The organism is Emcibacter sp. SYSU 3D8 (genome assembly GCF_039655875.1).
GTDB lineage: Bacteria > Pseudomonadota > Alphaproteobacteria > SMXS01 > SMXS01 > RI-34.
Genome location: NZ_JBBYXK010000004.1, coordinates 229,630 through 245,213, shown reverse-complemented (window position 1 = coordinate 245,213; position 15,584 = coordinate 229,630). Strand labels below are relative to the sequence as shown.

At 63.2% G+C, this 15,584-nt stretch carries 16 protein-coding genes; 6 read left to right on the top strand and 10 right to left on the bottom strand.

The genetic code is table 11. The annotated features are described in order from the left end of the window. Positions 1-190: 190 nt before the first annotated feature. Positions 191-556: an EthD domain-containing protein gene (locus WJU21_RS15105; RefSeq protein ID WP_346324285.1), complete on the bottom strand. Its 366-nt coding sequence runs from the start codon at positions 554-556 to the stop codon at positions 191-193. A 316-nt stretch (positions 557-872) separates the two neighbouring features. Between WJU21_RS15105 and WJU21_RS15100 the strand changes: the two genes are divergently transcribed. Beyond that, positions 873-1,316 carry a hypothetical protein gene (locus WJU21_RS15100; RefSeq protein ID WP_346324284.1) on the top strand — a complete coding sequence of 148 codons (444 nt, stop codon included), beginning with the start codon at positions 873-875 and terminating at the stop codon, positions 1,314-1,316. Positions 1,317-1,531: 215 nt separating this feature from the next. Here the strand turns inward: WJU21_RS15100 and WJU21_RS15095 are convergent, their stop codons facing one another. After that, on the bottom strand, positions 1,532-1,678 hold the full coding sequence (locus WJU21_RS15095) for a hypothetical protein (RefSeq protein ID WP_346324283.1): 147 nt from the start codon (positions 1,676-1,678) through the stop codon (positions 1,532-1,534). 177 nt (positions 1,679-1,855) lie between these two features. Next, positions 1,856-2,014 carry a hypothetical protein gene (locus WJU21_RS15090; RefSeq protein WP_346324282.1) on the bottom strand — a complete coding sequence of 53 codons (159 nt, stop codon included), beginning with the start codon at positions 2,012-2,014 and terminating at the stop codon, positions 1,856-1,858. 152 nt (positions 2,015-2,166) lie between these two features. Between WJU21_RS15090 and WJU21_RS15085 the strand changes: the two genes are divergently transcribed. The 3 genes from WJU21_RS15085 (at position 2,167) to WJU21_RS15075 (ending at position 5,773) form a co-directional block, all read left to right on the top strand. After that, positions 2,167-3,378, top strand: coding sequence for an amidohydrolase family protein (locus tag WJU21_RS15085; RefSeq protein ID WP_346324281.1), 1,212 nt, complete (start codon positions 2,167-2,169; stop codon positions 3,376-3,378). 80 nt (positions 3,379-3,458) lie between these two features. Then, complete coding sequence (locus WJU21_RS15080) at positions 3,459-4,346, top strand: YihY/virulence factor BrkB family protein (protein WP_346324280.1); 888 nt, start codon at positions 3,459-3,461, stop codon at positions 4,344-4,346. A 101-nt stretch (positions 4,347-4,447) separates the two neighbouring features. Continuing rightward, positions 4,448-5,773, top strand: coding sequence for an aromatic ring-hydroxylating dioxygenase subunit alpha (locus tag WJU21_RS15075; RefSeq protein ID WP_346324279.1), 1,326 nt, complete (start codon positions 4,448-4,450; stop codon positions 5,771-5,773). On the opposite strand, the gene WJU21_RS15070 is transcribed toward WJU21_RS15075, so the two are convergent. The 7 genes from WJU21_RS15070 to WJU21_RS15040 form a co-directional block, all read right to left on the bottom strand. Next, a complete protein-coding gene (locus WJU21_RS15070; RefSeq protein WP_346324278.1) occupies positions 5,770-6,453 on the bottom strand; it encodes a TetR/AcrR family transcriptional regulator in 684 nt (227 codons plus the stop codon). The two genes, WJU21_RS15075 and WJU21_RS15070, sit on opposite strands and share 4 nt — an antisense overlap. A gap of 119 nt (positions 6,454-6,572) precedes the next feature. Continuing rightward, positions 6,573-7,910, bottom strand: a complete 1,338-nt coding sequence (locus WJU21_RS15065; protein WP_346324277.1) for an MFS transporter — start codon at positions 7,908-7,910, stop codon at positions 6,573-6,575. A gap of 24 nt (positions 7,911-7,934) precedes the next feature. Then, positions 7,935-8,264: a putative quinol monooxygenase gene (locus tag WJU21_RS15060; RefSeq protein WP_346324276.1), complete on the bottom strand. Its 330-nt coding sequence runs from the start codon at positions 8,262-8,264 to the stop codon at positions 7,935-7,937. 186 nt (positions 8,265-8,450) lie between these two features. Further along, positions 8,451-9,779 carry an aromatic ring-hydroxylating dioxygenase subunit alpha gene (locus tag WJU21_RS15055; protein ID WP_346324275.1) on the bottom strand — a complete coding sequence of 443 codons (1,329 nt, stop codon included), beginning with the start codon at positions 9,777-9,779 and terminating at the stop codon, positions 8,451-8,453. Between the two features lie 95 nt (positions 9,780-9,874). Further along, positions 9,875-10,543: a TetR/AcrR family transcriptional regulator gene (locus WJU21_RS15050; protein ID WP_346324274.1), complete on the bottom strand. Its 669-nt coding sequence runs from the start codon at positions 10,541-10,543 to the stop codon at positions 9,875-9,877. Positions 10,544-10,685: 142 nt separating this feature from the next. Further along, positions 10,686-13,172: a TonB-dependent receptor gene (locus WJU21_RS15045; RefSeq protein ID WP_346324273.1), complete on the bottom strand. Its 2,487-nt coding sequence runs from the start codon at positions 13,170-13,172 to the stop codon at positions 10,686-10,688. A gap of 221 nt (positions 13,173-13,393) precedes the next feature. Continuing rightward, positions 13,394-14,197, bottom strand: a complete 804-nt coding sequence (locus WJU21_RS15040) for an SDR family oxidoreductase (protein WP_346324272.1) — start codon at positions 14,195-14,197, stop codon at positions 13,394-13,396. Between the two features lie 180 nt (positions 14,198-14,377). Here WJU21_RS15040 and WJU21_RS15035 point away from each other — a divergent pair, with 180 nt between their 5' ends. Then, entirely contained in the window at positions 14,378-15,031 is a 654-nt protein-coding gene (locus tag WJU21_RS15035) for a TetR family transcriptional regulator (RefSeq protein ID WP_346324271.1), read from the top strand. Between the two features lie 87 nt (positions 15,032-15,118). Then, positions 15,119-15,574 carry a nuclear transport factor 2 family protein gene (locus tag WJU21_RS15030; RefSeq protein ID WP_346324270.1) on the top strand — a complete coding sequence of 152 codons (456 nt, stop codon included), beginning with the start codon at positions 15,119-15,121 and terminating at the stop codon, positions 15,572-15,574. Positions 15,575-15,584: the final 10 nt, after the last annotated feature.

Below are 15,584 nucleotides of genomic sequence, written 5' to 3'. Positions count from 1 at the left end.
CCGGTCAGCCTCGCATCCTCGGGCGCTATTTTGTTCTCAGCCGTGAGTCTGGCCATCACGGCACCAGCCTCATACGCCTCGGGTTGTCGATTGCAGTGCTTTCTCGAACGCCGCATCCCACAGTCTGCCCGCGCTTTACGGCGCCGTCACTGTATGCACGAGCGAGCGAGGTTTGTCGCGGCGCAGGCGCTCAGATCGCCGCAGCCAATTTCGATTCGTGCTCTTCTATCGTACAGAAACGGTTCTTGCTGCGGTCGAAGAGCTTTTCCTCATCCTCGGCGATCTCGGCGGCGACCTCAGGAGCCGAAAGCGCCGTCATCGCGGCCTCGAACGCTTCACGGGTCTCGAACCACATCTCCGTCAACACGTCATAATCGAGTTCTGCCGCTTCACCCGTAACAGGGTTAGGAACCGGACGCAGGTAGCGCCGCATGTACCGGACACAGGTTGGCAGCACCTTTTCACCGATCTTGCGGTGGTGGGTTTCGTAATAGGTGACGAAATCCTCGAACGACATTCCCTGCCGACGCTTCAACAGACAGACCGTCTTGAACATCACAAGCTCCTTTCCCGCTATGGCACTCGGCTGATGCCGCTATTCCCTGCCCTGAACCGATCGGCAGCAAGTTGCGCGTGGGATTGGTGACATATTGATCAGCGAACCCGCCGCACGCCAGGAACTGTAACGAGTTACCGGCAGGGAGGTAAGACGCCAGATCAGCGTTGCCCGCCCAAAGGTCATGCGCACTGGAACGGGCCGCAGATCGCCAGCGAACAGCGCAGGACCCGGAGTCGGGTTTACTGTTCCCGCTGGCCCTGCCTACACTGCACGAGGAAACCGGGCAGAATTGCTCCGACAGCGAGGTGAGAACATGCGAGCCATCCAATTGCCAAGGATCGGACTGTTGATAGGCATCGCTATCCTCGCAAGCGCAACCGCAGCGGCCGCGCAGGATGCGACACCCGACCTGACCGGGGTGTGGTCCGGCAAGGTTGAGGCCGGCGTCAGCCAGGGCATGCAAGGCCACGAATCGGATGTCGCCGAACCTACATTCGGCAATTACGAACTGACGATGACGCTCGAGATAAGCCGGCAGGAAGGACGCGCCCTCATGGGAACGTGGTCTTCGCCGAACCAGAAAGAAAAGATCTTCGGCGTCCTTCGCCGGAATAACAGTGATCTCGTCCTGGTTGACGAGGATTCCCATTTCAACGGATCGTTGCTGTCGCCGACTTCAATGGAATTGTGCCTCGCCGAAACCCATGCGGACGCCATGGGCGTCTGGTGCCTGTTGATGGAAAAGCAGGCGCCATAGCGCCGGGAAAGCCTGCCGCCAGAGCGCGGCTTTCGTCGGAAACTGCCGGCGCGCGCTAACCACCGCGTGACGTCAGCGGCCCGGTAGCACCATCTGAATCGGCGTTTACTGTTGTTGAGAGGCCCTTGCCGGCCACCCTAACCGGCCGTGAGGTTCACCAGGCACGCCGCTACGGCAGCCTGCGCCGTCCAGATATGCGAACTGGCGACATGACCCTAGATGACGGGGAGCGCGCGCTCGAGTTTCTGCAGCGCAACCACGATTTTGGTTTTGGCCTTGTCCTGGACGTGCGGCGACATCGCGCTCGGCCCGAGCGCCACCATGAGGGCAATCGCGATCACGATGATTACTTCGCGTTTCATCCAAGGACCTTACTATAGCACCACATCTGGTGGAGACATCCTCCACAATGGCTCTATTTATATGTATGCACGGCATTTGCGTAAAATACAATGTTTCCGTGCGGCCTGGTTCCGGTCTTTCGCCGGCTTGCCCCCACTGCTTCTGCCCGAATCTACCGCCGATGCTCCGCAATCTGCTCAGTGATTGATGTTCCGAAGCTGCTCCTGCACGGAATCGATCTTGCGATCCCGTTCGGCGTCCTCGCGCGCCTTGTCGGATGCGGCGCCCGATGAGGTGCCGCCGGACTGGCATGACGCCAGCAGGACGGCGGCGATCACGATCCACAGTCGTTGCACGGACCCCTCCCACGGTTGACTGCCCTATCATAGCGCAGCCGCGGCATCCCGTCAGGACGGCGCGAGCGGGTGGCCGTTGCGCGCCCCGCGGCAAAAAACTAGCATGGGTGCTGAAAACGGCTGCCGACACCACCGGACGCAGGGGAAGCCACATGAACCGAACCATCTTTACCAACGCCAACCTGCTGGACGGCGAGAACCCCGCCCGCAAGGGCGCGACCGTGGTTGTCGAGGATGGCCGCATCGCCTCCACCAACCCGGCGGCGCCACGCGACGGCGACATGGTCATCGACCTGAAGGGCCGTACCCTGATGCCAGGCATGGTCTCGGGCCACTATCACGCGGTCTATGGCCGGCCCGGCGGCAAGCCCGGCTACACGCGCGACGCCGATCCGGTACAGCATGCCTACTGGGCGTTGGGCAACGCGCAGGTTGCGCTGCGTGCCGGGGTGACGAGCGTGGTCGGCGCGGCGACCTTCGACACCATCGACGCAACCCTTGCCGCCACCATCGAGGCAGGTGACGTGCTGGGGCCGCGCTTCGTGCCCGCCAGCCGGGCATTGTCGCCCACGGTGAAGGACAACAGCGGCCAGATCATCTCCCACGTCCTGCAATGCGACGGCGCGGAAGCGTTCCGCCGCGGCGCGCTGCTCGAGATCGAGCGGGGTGCGAAAATCATCAAGATCTTCGCCGGCGAAGGCCACGGGCAGTTTGTCGGGCGCGACATGACCGAGGCCGAGTTGCGCGCCGCCGTCGATGCCGCCCACGAGCATGGCGTGCGCACCCGCGCCCACGTGGCAGGACGCGACAACGTGCTGGCCTGCGCGCGGGCAGGTGTCGACATCCTCGATCACGCGGACGGCATGGACGAGGCCTGCATCGACGCGATCGCCGAGGCCGGCGCGTTCGTCGTGCCCAGCCTCTATCTGCCCTGGGTAGCGATCAGGAACGGTGGCAAGGGCGGCACCGGCTTGTTCGACCAGGCCAGCCTCGACCACAGCCGCGCCATGCTGCCGCGGGCAATCGAGGCTGGCGTGCGGCTGGTGCCGGGCGACGATTACGGCGCGGCAGAACTGCCGCACGGCTCCTATGCCCGCGAACTGTCCTGCTATACGGACTATGCGGGCATCGATGCGCTGGAGGTGATCCGCTGGGCAACGCGCAATGGCGGCGCCATGACCGGCATTGCCGATCTGGGCACCATCGCACCGGGAAAACTGGCCGACATGGTGATCGTCGACGGCGACCCGTCCATGGACATCGCGCTGCTGTCCCGGCCCGAGCGGCTCGTCGCGGTCATCAAGGACGGCGTGGTGGTAAGCGGCCATCTACAGGCGCGCCAACGGGAGCCTGCGCTGGCCTGACCGGCAGTAAGTTCGGAACTCCTTCCGCCGGCGGCTGTTTGCTGGGACCGGGTGCAACGGCACCCTCGCCGAGGTCACGAATGCACGCAACAGACCAACAGAAGCACGCGGAGCCGCCGCTCGACATGAAGCTGGCGGACTGGAAGGCCATCCTGAAGCGGCTTGTGGAGGAACTGCGCGACGACCGCGTGTTGCTGGCGGCGGCCGGCGTGACCTATTACGCCATACTGGCGCTGGTGCCCGCACTGTCTGCCCTGGTGTCGGTCTACGGCCTGTTCTTCGACGCAGCCAGCGCGGCCGAACACCTGAAACACCTGGATTATGTGGTGCCCGGCGGCGCCATCGAAGTGGTCCGAGAGCAGGTGTTGCGGCTGGCCGACGAAAAGTCCGGCAAGCTGGGCATGGCCTTCGCGGTGTCTATCCTGGTCGCGCTGTGGAGCGCCAATGGCGGCATGAAAGCCGTGTTCAAGTCCATGAACGTGGCCTATGACAGGCCGGAACAGCGCGGCTTCTTCGTTCTGACGGCCATCACTCTCGCCTTTACCCTGGCCGGCATCGTGGTGCTGCTGGCGCTGGTCGCAGCGATTGTCGCGGTGCCGGTCACCATCCGCAATCTGGGTTTCGGCGGTCTGTTGACCTGGGTACTGGCAGGCACGTTCTATATGCTGGCGCTCTTGCTGATCGCCCTGGCCGTAACCGCGCTCTACCGCTGGGGGCCCAGCCGGCCGCGCGCCGGGATGCGCTGGATCGCACCCGGGACGATCACGACGGTGCTGCTGGTCTCGCTCCTGTCCGTGGGGTTTTCCTGGTATACCGCCAATTTCGGCTCCTACGACAGGATTTACGGTTCGCTGGGCGCCCTGATCGGATTCATGACCTGGATGTGGATGTCCGTCGCCGTACTGATCGCCGGGGGCGAGCTCAATTCCGAGATCGAGCGGCGGGCAGCGGCCACGAACCCCGCGTGAGCACTTTCTTTGTCAATTGACCAATTATGTCTGTCGGGAAGCCGCGCATCCGCCTAAAATCCTGCGAAAGCCGTTGGCTGACCCGAGCAGGAGATTGAACAATGGACGGAGTGGACCTGATGGACGCCGGCGATCTGCCGCTGGGCAAGACCCTCGGCCTGACGCTGCGCGGCGACACGATCAGCAGCGAGGAATATACCTCGGCGGACTTCATGCAGCGCGAGATGGACATGGTCTGGGCCAAGGTCTGGAACGTGGGTGGTCTGGCATCTGAAATCCCCGAGCCGGGTGACTACATCACCCACCAGCTGGGCAAGGAATCGATCCTGATGGTCCGCCAGGACGATGGAGCAGTGAAGGCGTTCTTCAACGTGTGCCAGCACCGCGGCAACCGGCTGGTCTATGGCGACGACGGTTCGGCGGACCTGTTCACCTGCGTCTATCACGGCTGGCAATTCGCCCGCGACGGCGAATTGGTCAACGTCCAGGACCCGGAGGACTTCCGCGAGGGCAATCCATGCGGCAAACTCAACCTGGTCGGGATGCCCTGCGAGGTCTGGGCCGGTTTCATCTGGTACAACATGGACCCGGACTGCCGCCCGCTGGCAGAATTCCTCGGGCCGGTGGTCGATGAACTGGCGCCCTACCGGATCGAGGGCATGACGCGGGTGTTCTACCGGGTCACCGAAGCGCCGTTCAACTACAAGTGCATCCACGACAATTTCTGCGAATCCTACCACCTGCCCACCTTGCACCCGCAGATCGGCAGCTTCGTCGATGACGACTACCGGAACACCGCCTTCATGATGTACCCGCAGGGCCATAACCTGATGAAGATGAAGGGCGCGCTGCCGTCCATGCGCGAGGCGGGCGGCATCGGCGACAGCCTGGCCGCCGAGATGCGCGAATGGGATCTGGACCCGGCCGACTTCGCAAGCCGGCCGCGGGAGGCGCGCGGTGCGCTACAGCGCCAGAAACGGGCGCTGGGCCCGTTGCGCGACCTGCCGCATTTCGCCGAACTGGAAGACGGCCAGTTGACCGACGCCCATCATTTCAACATCTTCCCGGGTACGACCATGACCATGTCTGGTCCGATGATGCTGGGCTTCCAGCGGGCCGAACCCCATCCGACCGATCCCAACAAGTGCATCTTCGAGCACTGGCGGCTTGCCCATCCTGCGCCGGATGGCCGCGACGTGGTGAATTCGACCGGCGTCTTCGCGTTCAGAGTCGCCGAGCGCGAGGTGATCCCCTTCGGTCAGGGCAGCATGGGCAGTGTGTCGGACCAGGACCTGTATGCCTGCTCGGGCCAGCAACTGGGATTCCAGTCGCGCGGGTTCCGGCGCATGTACCTGGCCGGGCAGGAAGACCGGGTACAGCAGTTCCACGAAATGCTGCACGATTACATGGACGACCGGCGGCCCTAGCCTTTCGCCAGCCGGGCGATACCCGCGTCGAAAACAAGCGCCAGCTTCTTTGCCACCGTTTCCAGGTCCGAGGCCCTGCACCGGCCGCCCGACAGGCGGTCGATGCTGCCGTTCTCCACCAGGATGTGGATGAACGCGGAATTGAGGATGTAGAAGCCCCAGTAGACGTCCTCCTCGGCGGCGCCCGGCATCTTCTGGCGCAGCATGCCGATGAAGTCCTCGACGACGCGGGCGTATTCGCGGGCAAAGGTCTTGGTGTGCGGCTCGGAACCGGGCGTATTGGCCGCCAGCGACAACAGCTTCACATAGGCCGCCCAGCCCGGCCCGCCCTCGATCGCCCGCCGCACCACCGGCATGACGAAGGCCGTCACCATGTCGGCGATGCTCGCCTGCTTGCCGCGTGCCGCCACCGCCCGCAGCGAGGCTGCAATATCGGCCGCATGTTCGGCCGAGCGGCGCATGATGACTTCCGAATAGAGTTCACCCTTGGTGCCGAAATAATAGCTCATCAGCCCCAGCGGGACGCCGGCCTTCAGCGCGATGGCGCGTGTGGTGGTGCCCTCGTAGCCCTGCTGCGCGAACAACATCTCGGCGGCGTCGACAATCCGCTCCTTGGCGGTGGGGGCTCCCGCCGCCTGCGACTCATCGGAAAGGGTGGCTGCTCTCGATTTCCTTGCCATTGCGCGCGGTCCTGAGTGTTACCATGGAGAAACAGCGGGCAATACTAGCAGCGCCTCCAGCTTTCCAGGCACTCATTTCTGGAACCTCCCGTTTGCGCGCAGCGAACGGCGGTCCGTTTTCAGGGCGTGGTCACCACTAGGTCCAGTTCCTCGGCCTCGCGCAGGTTGCGTGCGTAATGGGGGCGCGCATACCACAGCAGGCCCAGCCAGACGGGCGCGCAGGCCGCCATCATCAGCATCAGCGAATAGCGGACGCCGTCGGGTTGCGGAAACAGGTTGTCGCTGATCGCGCCGGTCAGCACCGGTCCCAGCCCGGTGCCGATGGCCGAGCCCATCATCAGGTAAACCGCCGACACCTGGGCGCGCAGGCGGTTGGGCACCACCACCGGCAGCGCGCCATAGGACATGCCGAACGGCACATTGATGAAGAACATCAACGGCGCATAGAGCAGCCAGGCGACCTCGACCCAGGGCACCATGGGCGCCGCGATGCCCAGCGGGATCATGGGCCAGGCCCATCTCAGGCTGCCGCGCATGGGCCAATCCTTGTGCCCCGCGCGGTACATGCGGCCGCCGATCCAGGCGCCGAAATAGGTGCCGGCCGTGGCGAAGGTCAGGAAATACAGGCCGTAATAGATGCCGGCGCGGCCCGCCGGAACGTCGTGGATGCGGTAGAAGAAGGTGGGCGTCCAGAAGACGAACGAAAACCCGGCCAGAGCGACGGCGCCGAAGCCGATGTGGTGAGCGAGCAGCGTCCGCCAGTTGGCGCGGTAGAATGCGAGCAGCGGGCTCAGGCCTGCATCCATGCCGCCATACGCCTTCACCACGCCGCGGCGCACCGGCTCGCGGACCAGCAGCATCAGCAGCACGACCAGCACGCCCGGCGCGCCGACGCAGATGAACACCAACTGCCAGGGCTTGAGTATGCCCAGGATTCCGGCATCGACCGGCGGCATCGTCCCCACCAGTTCGACGATCAGCCCGCCGGCAGTGAACGCAATGCCCGTTCCCAGCGTGCCGCTGAGCTGGAACACCGCGACAGCGAGCGGAATCTTCTCTCGCGGAAAATAGTCGCCGATCAGCGAATGGGCCGACGGCGTCAGCGTTGCCTCACCCACGCCGACGCCGATGCGGGCCGCCAGCAGGCTCCAGAAGCCACGCGCCAGGCCGCACCAGACGGTCATCACGCTCCACAGGAAAATGCCCGCGGCGATCAGCCGGCGCCGGCTGAAGCGGTCGGCCATCCACGCCAGCGGCAGGCCCGCGACCGCATAGAACAGGGCGAACGCCGAGGACAGCCAGCCGACCTGGGTGTCGGTGATTCCCAGGTCGATCTTCATCGGAGCCACCAGCAGCGCGATGACCTGCCTGTCGACATAGCTGACCAGTGACGCCAGCACGAGAACGCCGACCACGAACCAGGCGTAGCCGGATTTGGGATAGGGAATCGTGCTCACGCCGCGGCCGCGCCCCGCTGCGGCTTATGCACCGGCGGCCTCCCGGTTCATCAACACGGCGGAATAACCGACGCTGCCCAGTTCGATGGTCTCGATGTCGGCCATGCATTCGCGCAGATCGGGGCTTTTGCCCAGATGATAGTCGGCGTTGTAGTGAAGATCGAACGCCGCCTTGTCCGCATAGGAATGGAAGCCGATGAACGTGTTGGGCTGACGCGGGTCACTGCGCAGCTCGAACACCAGATTGCCCGGCTCCTGCCTGGTATGCTCGGTGATCCCGCGCATGATCTCGAGGAACTTGTCCACCTTGCCCTCGTGGATCCTCATACGGAACATCAGGGTGTATTCGGCCATTCCGGCGCTCCCTTCCGGGCTATTTGTTGAAGTCGGCGATGACATCGCGGGCGACGGTCAAGGTCGGGCTGGGCGCCGGCGCCGAGCCCTTCGCGCAGCCGCGCGAGGCCGCGCTGTCGTCGGTCGTCGGACATGATGCTTCCCCTGTTCCAGCCGCGGCTTGGGTTGCTGCGCCTGCCGCTGCGCCTAGCGGTCCGTCTGCGCCTTGCCTTCGGCAATATAGCGATCGATGCCATTGTGGAACTGCTGGATGCGGTTCTCCTGGCCCGACAGATAGGCCCCCTGGAAACCGCGCGACTGGAAACCGAGCTGCTGGCCGGTCGCCACCTGCAGATCCTGGTCGGCGGTGAAGCCCACGGTTTTCTCGCCGTAGGGGAATTCATCGCGCTCGGCCACCTTGAAGGGGATCATGCCGATGGGGCTGGAGACCATGCCATCCGCGTTCGGCTTGATGGTCATGTGCCAGTGCTCGTAGATGCTGCGGTTCGGATCCCAGGGATGCGGCTCGCAGCGCTGCAGCGAGGCGCCGATCGCCGACACGGTGATCGACGTGCCGGGGAACAGGTTGAAGTGGTAGGCATCGGTCAGCCAGCTGTCCTCGATCTGCAGCCAGTGTTCGAAACCCTGTTCGAGCGCAATGGCGCGCTTGTGCTGCTGCATGGCCTCGCGCACGTCCTGGGCACGGCCTTCGAACGACTTCGGATCAAGGCCCCACTGACGCATCTCGGCGGCCAGGGTCTCGTTGACCACGGTCGGGTCGCTGCCGCGCACCGAGGGCATGCAACCCTTCATCTTCATCAGGCTGTGGTGGCCGTCGAACAGCTCGAACGTGGTGTTCTGGTAGTCGTCGTCGTAATAGTCGGCGAGCTGTGGATGGGCAGTGGGCAGGTGGTAGGATTCACAGAAATTGTCGTGCAGTGCCTTCCAGTTGAACGCGACCTCGGTGACCCGATAGAAGGTCCGCGTCATGTTCTGCAGCTGGTGGGTGTCGAAATAGGCTTTCACCGGGCCGAGAAAGCTGCCCAGCGACGGCGCGTGCTCGTCCATGTTGTACCAGATGAAACCGGCGTAATCCTCGCAGGGAATCTGCGACAGGCCGAGCTTGCCGCACGGGTTGCCCTGCGGGAAATCCTCCTCGTCCTGGACCTTGATCAAGGTGCCGTCAGGGCCGAACGTCCAGCCATGATACGAACAGGTGAAGGCCTCGACCGAGCCTTCGCGCGCCTGGGTCAGGCGGTTGCCCCGGTGCGGGCACACATTGTGGAAGGCGCGGATCGAGCCGTCTTCCTGGCGCACCATCAGGATCGAATCGCGGCCGAGCGCATGAACGACGAAGTCGCCCGTCTCGGGAATCTCCGATGACCGGCCGCCAATGTTCCAGACCCGCGCCCACATGTGATCCAGTTCGAGCTCCATGAACTCGCGCGAAGTATAGCGATCGCCGGTGATGCGAACCTCTTCCGGCACGATGCGGTTGGCTCCGCCGGAAATCACCCTGTTGAGCGTCGTCGACATGGCGTCCTCGTTCGTCGTTGAACTGCGTTGTCCTCAATGCCGTCTACATTAATCGGACGATCGACCAATGCAACGGAAATCATGCACGTTGCTGTTCACAATTCTGCCAGCCGGGTGATCCCTGCCTCGAACAATATGGCCATTTTCTCGGCGACCGTATCCAGGTCGGACGCCGAGCAAAGTCCCTCGGAAAGCTGCTCCAGGGTGCGGCTTTCGACCAGCATGTGGATGATCGCCGAACTCATGACGTAATGAGCCCAATAGATGTTCTCGGGCTGAGCCTTGGGGAACCGCTCCTTCAGCAGGCGGATAAATTCCTGCGGCACCGAATTGTAAATTCTGCGGAAGGCCGCGACATGCGGATGGGTCGGCGACTCGTTCGCCGTGCGCGACAGCAGCCTGATATAGGAGCGCCATCCTGGGCCGCCGTTCATCGCCTTCTCGACGATCGGCCGGAAGAAGGCCTCGACGAGCGCCCGCACATCTATTTGACCGTCGCCGGCGCGCTGCTTGACGGCGGCCATGGCGGCAAGGATGTCTGCGACGTGCTGCTCGGCGCGGCGGTCGATCACCTCGGTGTAAAGGTCGTCCTTGGTGCCGAAATGATAGCTCATCAGGCCAAGGGGGACGCCAGCCTCGCGGGCAATCTCCCGCGTCGTCGTGGCGTCGAATCCCCGGATCGAGAACAGCCGCTCGGCCGCATCGAGAATCTTGCCTCTCGTGCTTGCGGTATCGTCCGAACTGTCTGCTTTTCGGCGTGCCATGGCACCCGTCCGGTTAAAAAATGCGCCGGAGGCTGAGGCCGCCGGCGCCACAGGAGCGCCCCTTGGGGAGGTTGTCGGAACGCACTAATCCGTATCGGGGACCGTCCGGTCCGTGCACAGGCACGAACCGGACGGCTGATCCCTAGTAGCGGTAGGTCAGCTCGAACTTCACCGTCCGGGGCGGTAGCGAATAACCGGTCAGATCCGAGCGGAAGGCATTGGCCGTGCCCGTGTTGCCGCCGGTGCTGGCCGCGTCGCGGACGCCGACCAGAACGTATTCGTTGGTCAGGTTCTTGCCGATCACCGCGAAGGTCCAGCGGCCATCATCGGTACCGAAGCGGATCGCTGCATCGAACTGCACATAACCCTTCTGGGTCGCGTCGGGGATGAACTCGCTGAGTGAATACTTCGACTTGAACTTCATGTTGCCCGACAGGCCCCAGACGAAGCCGTTGCCGAAGGGCATTTCGTAGTTGAAGCCCATGTTGCCCGCCCACTTCGGCGCCAGGTTGCGGGGCGCACCCGCCAGATCCTGCTTCTTGAGCGGAAGATTCAGGTCGACATTGCAGCCTTCGGCGATCGACTGGCCACCAGAGCAGGGTGCCAGAAAACGGGTGTAGTGGGAATCGTTGTAGGCGAGAGCCGCGTTGAGTGTCAGGCCATCGACATTCTCCGGTGCCCAGGTGACCTGCAGTTCCCCGCCGGTCGTGCGCATATCGCCGTTCAGCGTCTGGTAGGCGAAGATCGGGGCGTTGAAGAAGTTGAGCTGCAGATCGTTGTACTTGTACATGAAGGCATCCAGCTCGATGCTGACAGTGCCATCCGCCAGCAGCGTCTTGATACCAGCCTCGAAGCCTTCAACACTCTCAGGGTCGAAGGTGATGTCGTCAAGCGGGCTGGTATTCAGGGTGCTGTCGATGGTGCCGTTATCGAAACCGCCCGATTTATAGCCCTGCTTGTAAGCTGCGAAGATCGTCAGGTCTGGGCTGGGCTGCCAGGTCACCGTGGCTTCCGGAATGATATCATCGAACTTCTGCTTCACGGCGAGGGTGCGGTCCTCGACGAACAGACCCGCGAACGCCGGGTTCACATAGGGCTGGATGAAGTAGGAGTCCTTGGTTTCCCAGATGTAGCGTGCGCCACCCGTCAGGGTCCACTGGTCGGTGATGGACCACTTCACTTCGGCATAGGGCGATACCGTCTCGCCATCGGTCTCCGAGTACTTGTCATAGGCCGTATAGCGTTCGTATGCGGGCGCAGCCGAGTTTTCGGCACCGGCGAAATGCACGCTCTGCTCGAAGTAACGGTGAGTCTTCTGATAGTAGAAGCCGAAAACCGCATTGACCGGACCATCGAACTTGGTCGCCATGCGCGCTTCAGCGGAGTAGTTGCTGAAGGTGTTGAATTCCTGGGCAAAAACCGACGTGTCGGCACCGCCATCATTGTCACCCACCCAGGCGTTCTTCTGCCGATGATAGTTCAGCACCAGCTTCAGGTCCGCCCAGTCCATATCCCAGTCGACATCGCCGGAAATGATGAACGACTTGTACATCTCGCCGAGCTGGCCGTTGCCGAACCGGTCCAGGCCGGGGCTGTCAGGGTTCGGGCCGCCACCGGTGGCGGCGATATCCGGCGGCTCGTTGTTGAAACCGGTTTTCCAGTCCTTGTTGCATTCGCCGGTACCAGCCGGCACAGGCACCTGATTAGGCGCAGCGCCACTGACGCGGTGCGGCTGGCCGTTCAGGGTCGGGCACGAGACCAACTCGAACAAGCCGGGCGCGTTGGTCAGCACGTCGGCATAGGAGGTCTTCAGGCGCAGCGTCAGATTGTCGGTCGGCGTCGCCTTGAGGGTCAGGCGGGTTTTCCAGGATTCCTCGCCCGGCAATTTCTTGTCGGCCGGGGCCGGATTAAAGTGCGGCGTCGCCGCGAAGCCGTTGGCCGCATCGAGGGTGGTGTAGTTCGTGTCACCGGCGGTGTTCTCGAAGTAGCCGCCCCACATCTTGGTGCCGGCGGCGGCGATACGGAAGCCCCACTTGTCGTTGACCGGGACGGAAATCATCGCCTCGCCGTCCATCTGGTCGGCCCGTACTTCGTAGCCGGCGCGAGCCATTGCCTCGAATTCGTTGCCCGGATCGTTGGTCGTTATCGCCACCACGCCAGCGGTGGCGTTCTTGCCGAAGTATAGGGCCTGGGGCCCCTTCAGGATGGCAACCTGGCTGCTGTCGAACAGGCCCTCGTTGATCACCCGGCCCTGCGGAAAATAGACACCGTCGATGATCACCGAGACTGACTGCTCGATACCAAGCGAACCCGCGCTCGAGGACACGCCGCGGATGCTGATGCTGGTGCCCGTGCCGCTGAGGATGCGGAGGATTTCGAGCGACGGCGTGTGGGCCGCCACATCGCTCAGGCTCTGCATGGAATACTGCTGGAGGGTCTTCGCGTCGACAGCGGTGATCGCCACCGGGATGTCGCGAATCGATTCTTCCTGGCCGCGCGCTTCGACCCGAACTTCCTCGATAGCTGCTTGCGCCGCGAACGGCGTGCCGGCTATTGCGAGGGCGGCAACGCCCTGTAACGCACGACGGGCGATGCGCCGCGCCACCGTGCGGTTGATAAGCCTAGTCATAGGGTTCCTCCCCTGTTAGCGGCCTGAGCGTTCCGTCTTCGCGGAATGACGCCCTGCAAGCCTGTTCCACCCGTGCGCCAGAAACTCTGGCTCCCCTTTTTCCCAGTTTTCAGGGAAAGTTTATTGTTTGTTCGTCCGTCCTAATAATGCACTTAGATAGACGGACGTCAACGGCAGATTGACAGAACTGTCAACAACCTTGCGGCCATATAACAGCTACGTCACCGCACCGGAATAGATTTTCCCCATTCCCGCTCGTAGCGCGCGATATCCTCGGGCAGCGGGTTGCGGCGCAGGGTCAGGCCGCCGTTCACCTGGAGCGCCTCACCCGTCATGAAACATTCGTCGCTGGCGAGCCAGACGGCAGCGGCCGCCACATCCTCGCAGGTGCCGTAACGGCCCAGCGGCGTGGCATCTGCATAAGCGGCCTTGCGCCAGTCCTGCAGCGGCACCTTCTGCATGGGCGAATCGGTGTGCCCTGCCGAAATGGTGTTCACGCGGATATTCTGGCGCCCGTAGAAGTTGGCCACGGCGCGGACCACATGATCAATGCCCGCCTTGGTGCCCACATAGGCTTCGTAGCCCTGGACGGTGCCGGTCCGCTGGGCGGTGGCCGAGCTGATCTGGATGATAGAGCCGCCCTTGTCCATGGCGCCGACCATGGCCTGGAGGAAGAAGAACGACCCCTTGAACTGCAGGGCAATGAGCCTGTCGAGATCTTCCTCGCTGAACGCCTCGAACGGACCGCCGACGGCAATACCCGTGGAGTTCACGGCGATGTCGACCTTTCCGAATCTCTGCTTGGTAAACTCGGCCAGGGCGAAAACGTCGGCTTTCTTCGTCAGGTCGCAAACCGTCGAGGCGCCGCCGATCTCGCGGGCGAAGGCGTCGAGTTCGGCGCCGCGTCGGCTGGTGACGACCACGTCGGCGCCTTCGTCGCGGAAGCGCCGGGCGATCGACTGGCCCATATTGCCCGCGCCGGCCGCACCGATGACGATCGCCACCTTGCCATCAAGCCGTCCCATCTGGTCGCTCCACTCTTACCAAGCAAACGCATAGTTCGGTCTACCGACCTATATTACGCACGACATGCCGCTTGCGCAATCCCGCCGGCACCGGCGGCCATTACAAAGATGTGCGGCATGCCCCTCCCAAGCTGCTACAAGATAGGCATTCTCACGAGACTCCGGGCGACGGTTCACAGCATGACAGCCGCAAGGCGCAAACAATCATCTCCGGAACGGATTCTCGACGCTGCCGAGCGGCTGTTTTCGCGCCGCGGTTTCTACGGGGCCTCGCTTCGCGACATCGCCAAGGACGCCGGCGTGCAAATGAGCCTGGTGAACTATCACTTCGGCCCGAAGGAAGACCTGTTCAGGCAGGTGGTGCGCCGCCGCGCCGACGAGCATGCCAGCGCCATCGCCGCCTCGCTTGAGGCGTTGCTGGAGAGACAGGAACGCGAGTCCGTCACCGTCGAGGATGTCATCCGCGCGCTGCTGACGCCGATCATCGACCGCTACATCAACGGCGGCGAGGGCTGGCGCGACTATATCCAGCTGCTGTCGCGGGCCTCGCACCAGCATCATGATGCCAATTTCATCGCGCCGTTCGTCGAGACCTACCAGCCGATCATGGACCAATACACCGACGAATTCCTGTCGCTGTTTCCCAAGGCCGACAAGCCCGACGTGTTCTGGTCGATCGTGTTCCTCGAGGCCGCGCTCGCCAACATCCTGCTGCAGAGCACCCTGGCCGAACGCGTTTCACAGGGCGCGTTCACCGCAACGGACCTGGACACCGTTCTGGAGCGCATGGTGCGGTTCTTCGGCGCCGGTTTCCGCGAGATCGCACGTCCCTGACGCGGCCTGCCGATATCCATTGAAATTGGTCGATCGATCTAACACCCTGTGCGCGGGGACGAACCGCATCATGAACGGGAGCATCGCATGACCATCGAGGAACTGCTCGAGATCGAGGAAATCAAGAACCTGCGCCATCTCTACGCGCTGTACCTGGACAGCGGCGAGATCAGGCGGATGGTCGACCTGTTCCTGCCCGACGGCGTGGCCGAATGGCCCGAGCATATGGGCGGCTACTGGAGCGGCCACGATCAGATGTTCGAGAACTGGACCAAGGTCTACAAGGACGCCGACCTGCCCTTCGCGCATCTGCACATCGCCACCAACCCGTTCATCCGCATCACCGGACCGGACAGCGCCAACGGGCGGTATTACGCCCTGTCGCTGCACACGACCGAGAAAGAGATCGGCGATGCGATCAGCGTCATCGGCGTGCATGACGACGTATATCGCAAGGTCGACGGCAAATGGTTCTTCGAGAAGACCCGCTACGATTTCCTGTGGCCGGTGCGGCGCTATCAGGGCTTCCGGACTCCGATCTGAGCCGTCTGTC

Excerpts from the sequence above, each read along its gene's own strand:
- WJU21_RS15030 (WP_346324270.1), top strand. The coding sequence starts at position 15,119 with ATGACCATCGAGGAACTGCTCGAGATCGAGGAAATCAAGAACCTGCGC.
- WJU21_RS15095 (WP_346324283.1), bottom strand. The coding sequence starts at position 1,678 with ATGAAACGCGAAGTAATCATCGTGATCGCGATTGCCCTCATGGTGGCG.
- WJU21_RS15080 (WP_346324280.1), top strand. The coding sequence starts at position 3,459 with ATGCACGCAACAGACCAACAGAAGCACGCGGAGCCGCCGCTCGACATG.
- WJU21_RS15035 (WP_346324271.1), top strand. The coding sequence starts at position 14,378 with ATGACAGCCGCAAGGCGCAAACAATCATCTCCGGAACGGATTCTCGAC.
- WJU21_RS15045 (WP_346324273.1), bottom strand. The coding sequence starts at position 13,172 with ATGACTAGGCTTATCAACCGCACGGTGGCGCGGCGCATCGCCCGTCGT.
- WJU21_RS15100 (WP_346324284.1), top strand. The coding sequence starts at position 873 with ATGCGAGCCATCCAATTGCCAAGGATCGGACTGTTGATAGGCATCGCT.
- WJU21_RS15040 (WP_346324272.1), bottom strand. The coding sequence starts at position 14,197 with ATGGGACGGCTTGATGGCAAGGTGGCGATCGTCATCGGTGCGGCCGGC.
- WJU21_RS15050 (WP_346324274.1), bottom strand. The coding sequence starts at position 10,543 with ATGGCACGCCGAAAAGCAGACAGTTCGGACGATACCGCAAGCACGAGA.
- WJU21_RS15085 (WP_346324281.1), top strand. The coding sequence starts at position 2,167 with ATGAACCGAACCATCTTTACCAACGCCAACCTGCTGGACGGCGAGAAC.
- WJU21_RS15075 (WP_346324279.1), top strand. The coding sequence starts at position 4,448 with ATGGACGGAGTGGACCTGATGGACGCCGGCGATCTGCCGCTGGGCAAG.
- WJU21_RS15060 (WP_346324276.1), bottom strand. The coding sequence starts at position 8,264 with ATGGCCGAATACACCCTGATGTTCCGTATGAGGATCCACGAGGGCAAG.
- WJU21_RS15070 (WP_346324278.1), bottom strand. The coding sequence starts at position 6,453 with ATGGCAAGGAAATCGAGAGCAGCCACCCTTTCCGATGAGTCGCAGGCG.
- WJU21_RS15055 (WP_346324275.1), bottom strand. The coding sequence starts at position 9,779 with ATGTCGACGACGCTCAACAGGGTGATTTCCGGCGGAGCCAACCGCATC.
- WJU21_RS15105 (WP_346324285.1), bottom strand. The coding sequence starts at position 556 with ATGTTCAAGACGGTCTGTCTGTTGAAGCGTCGGCAGGGAATGTCGTTC.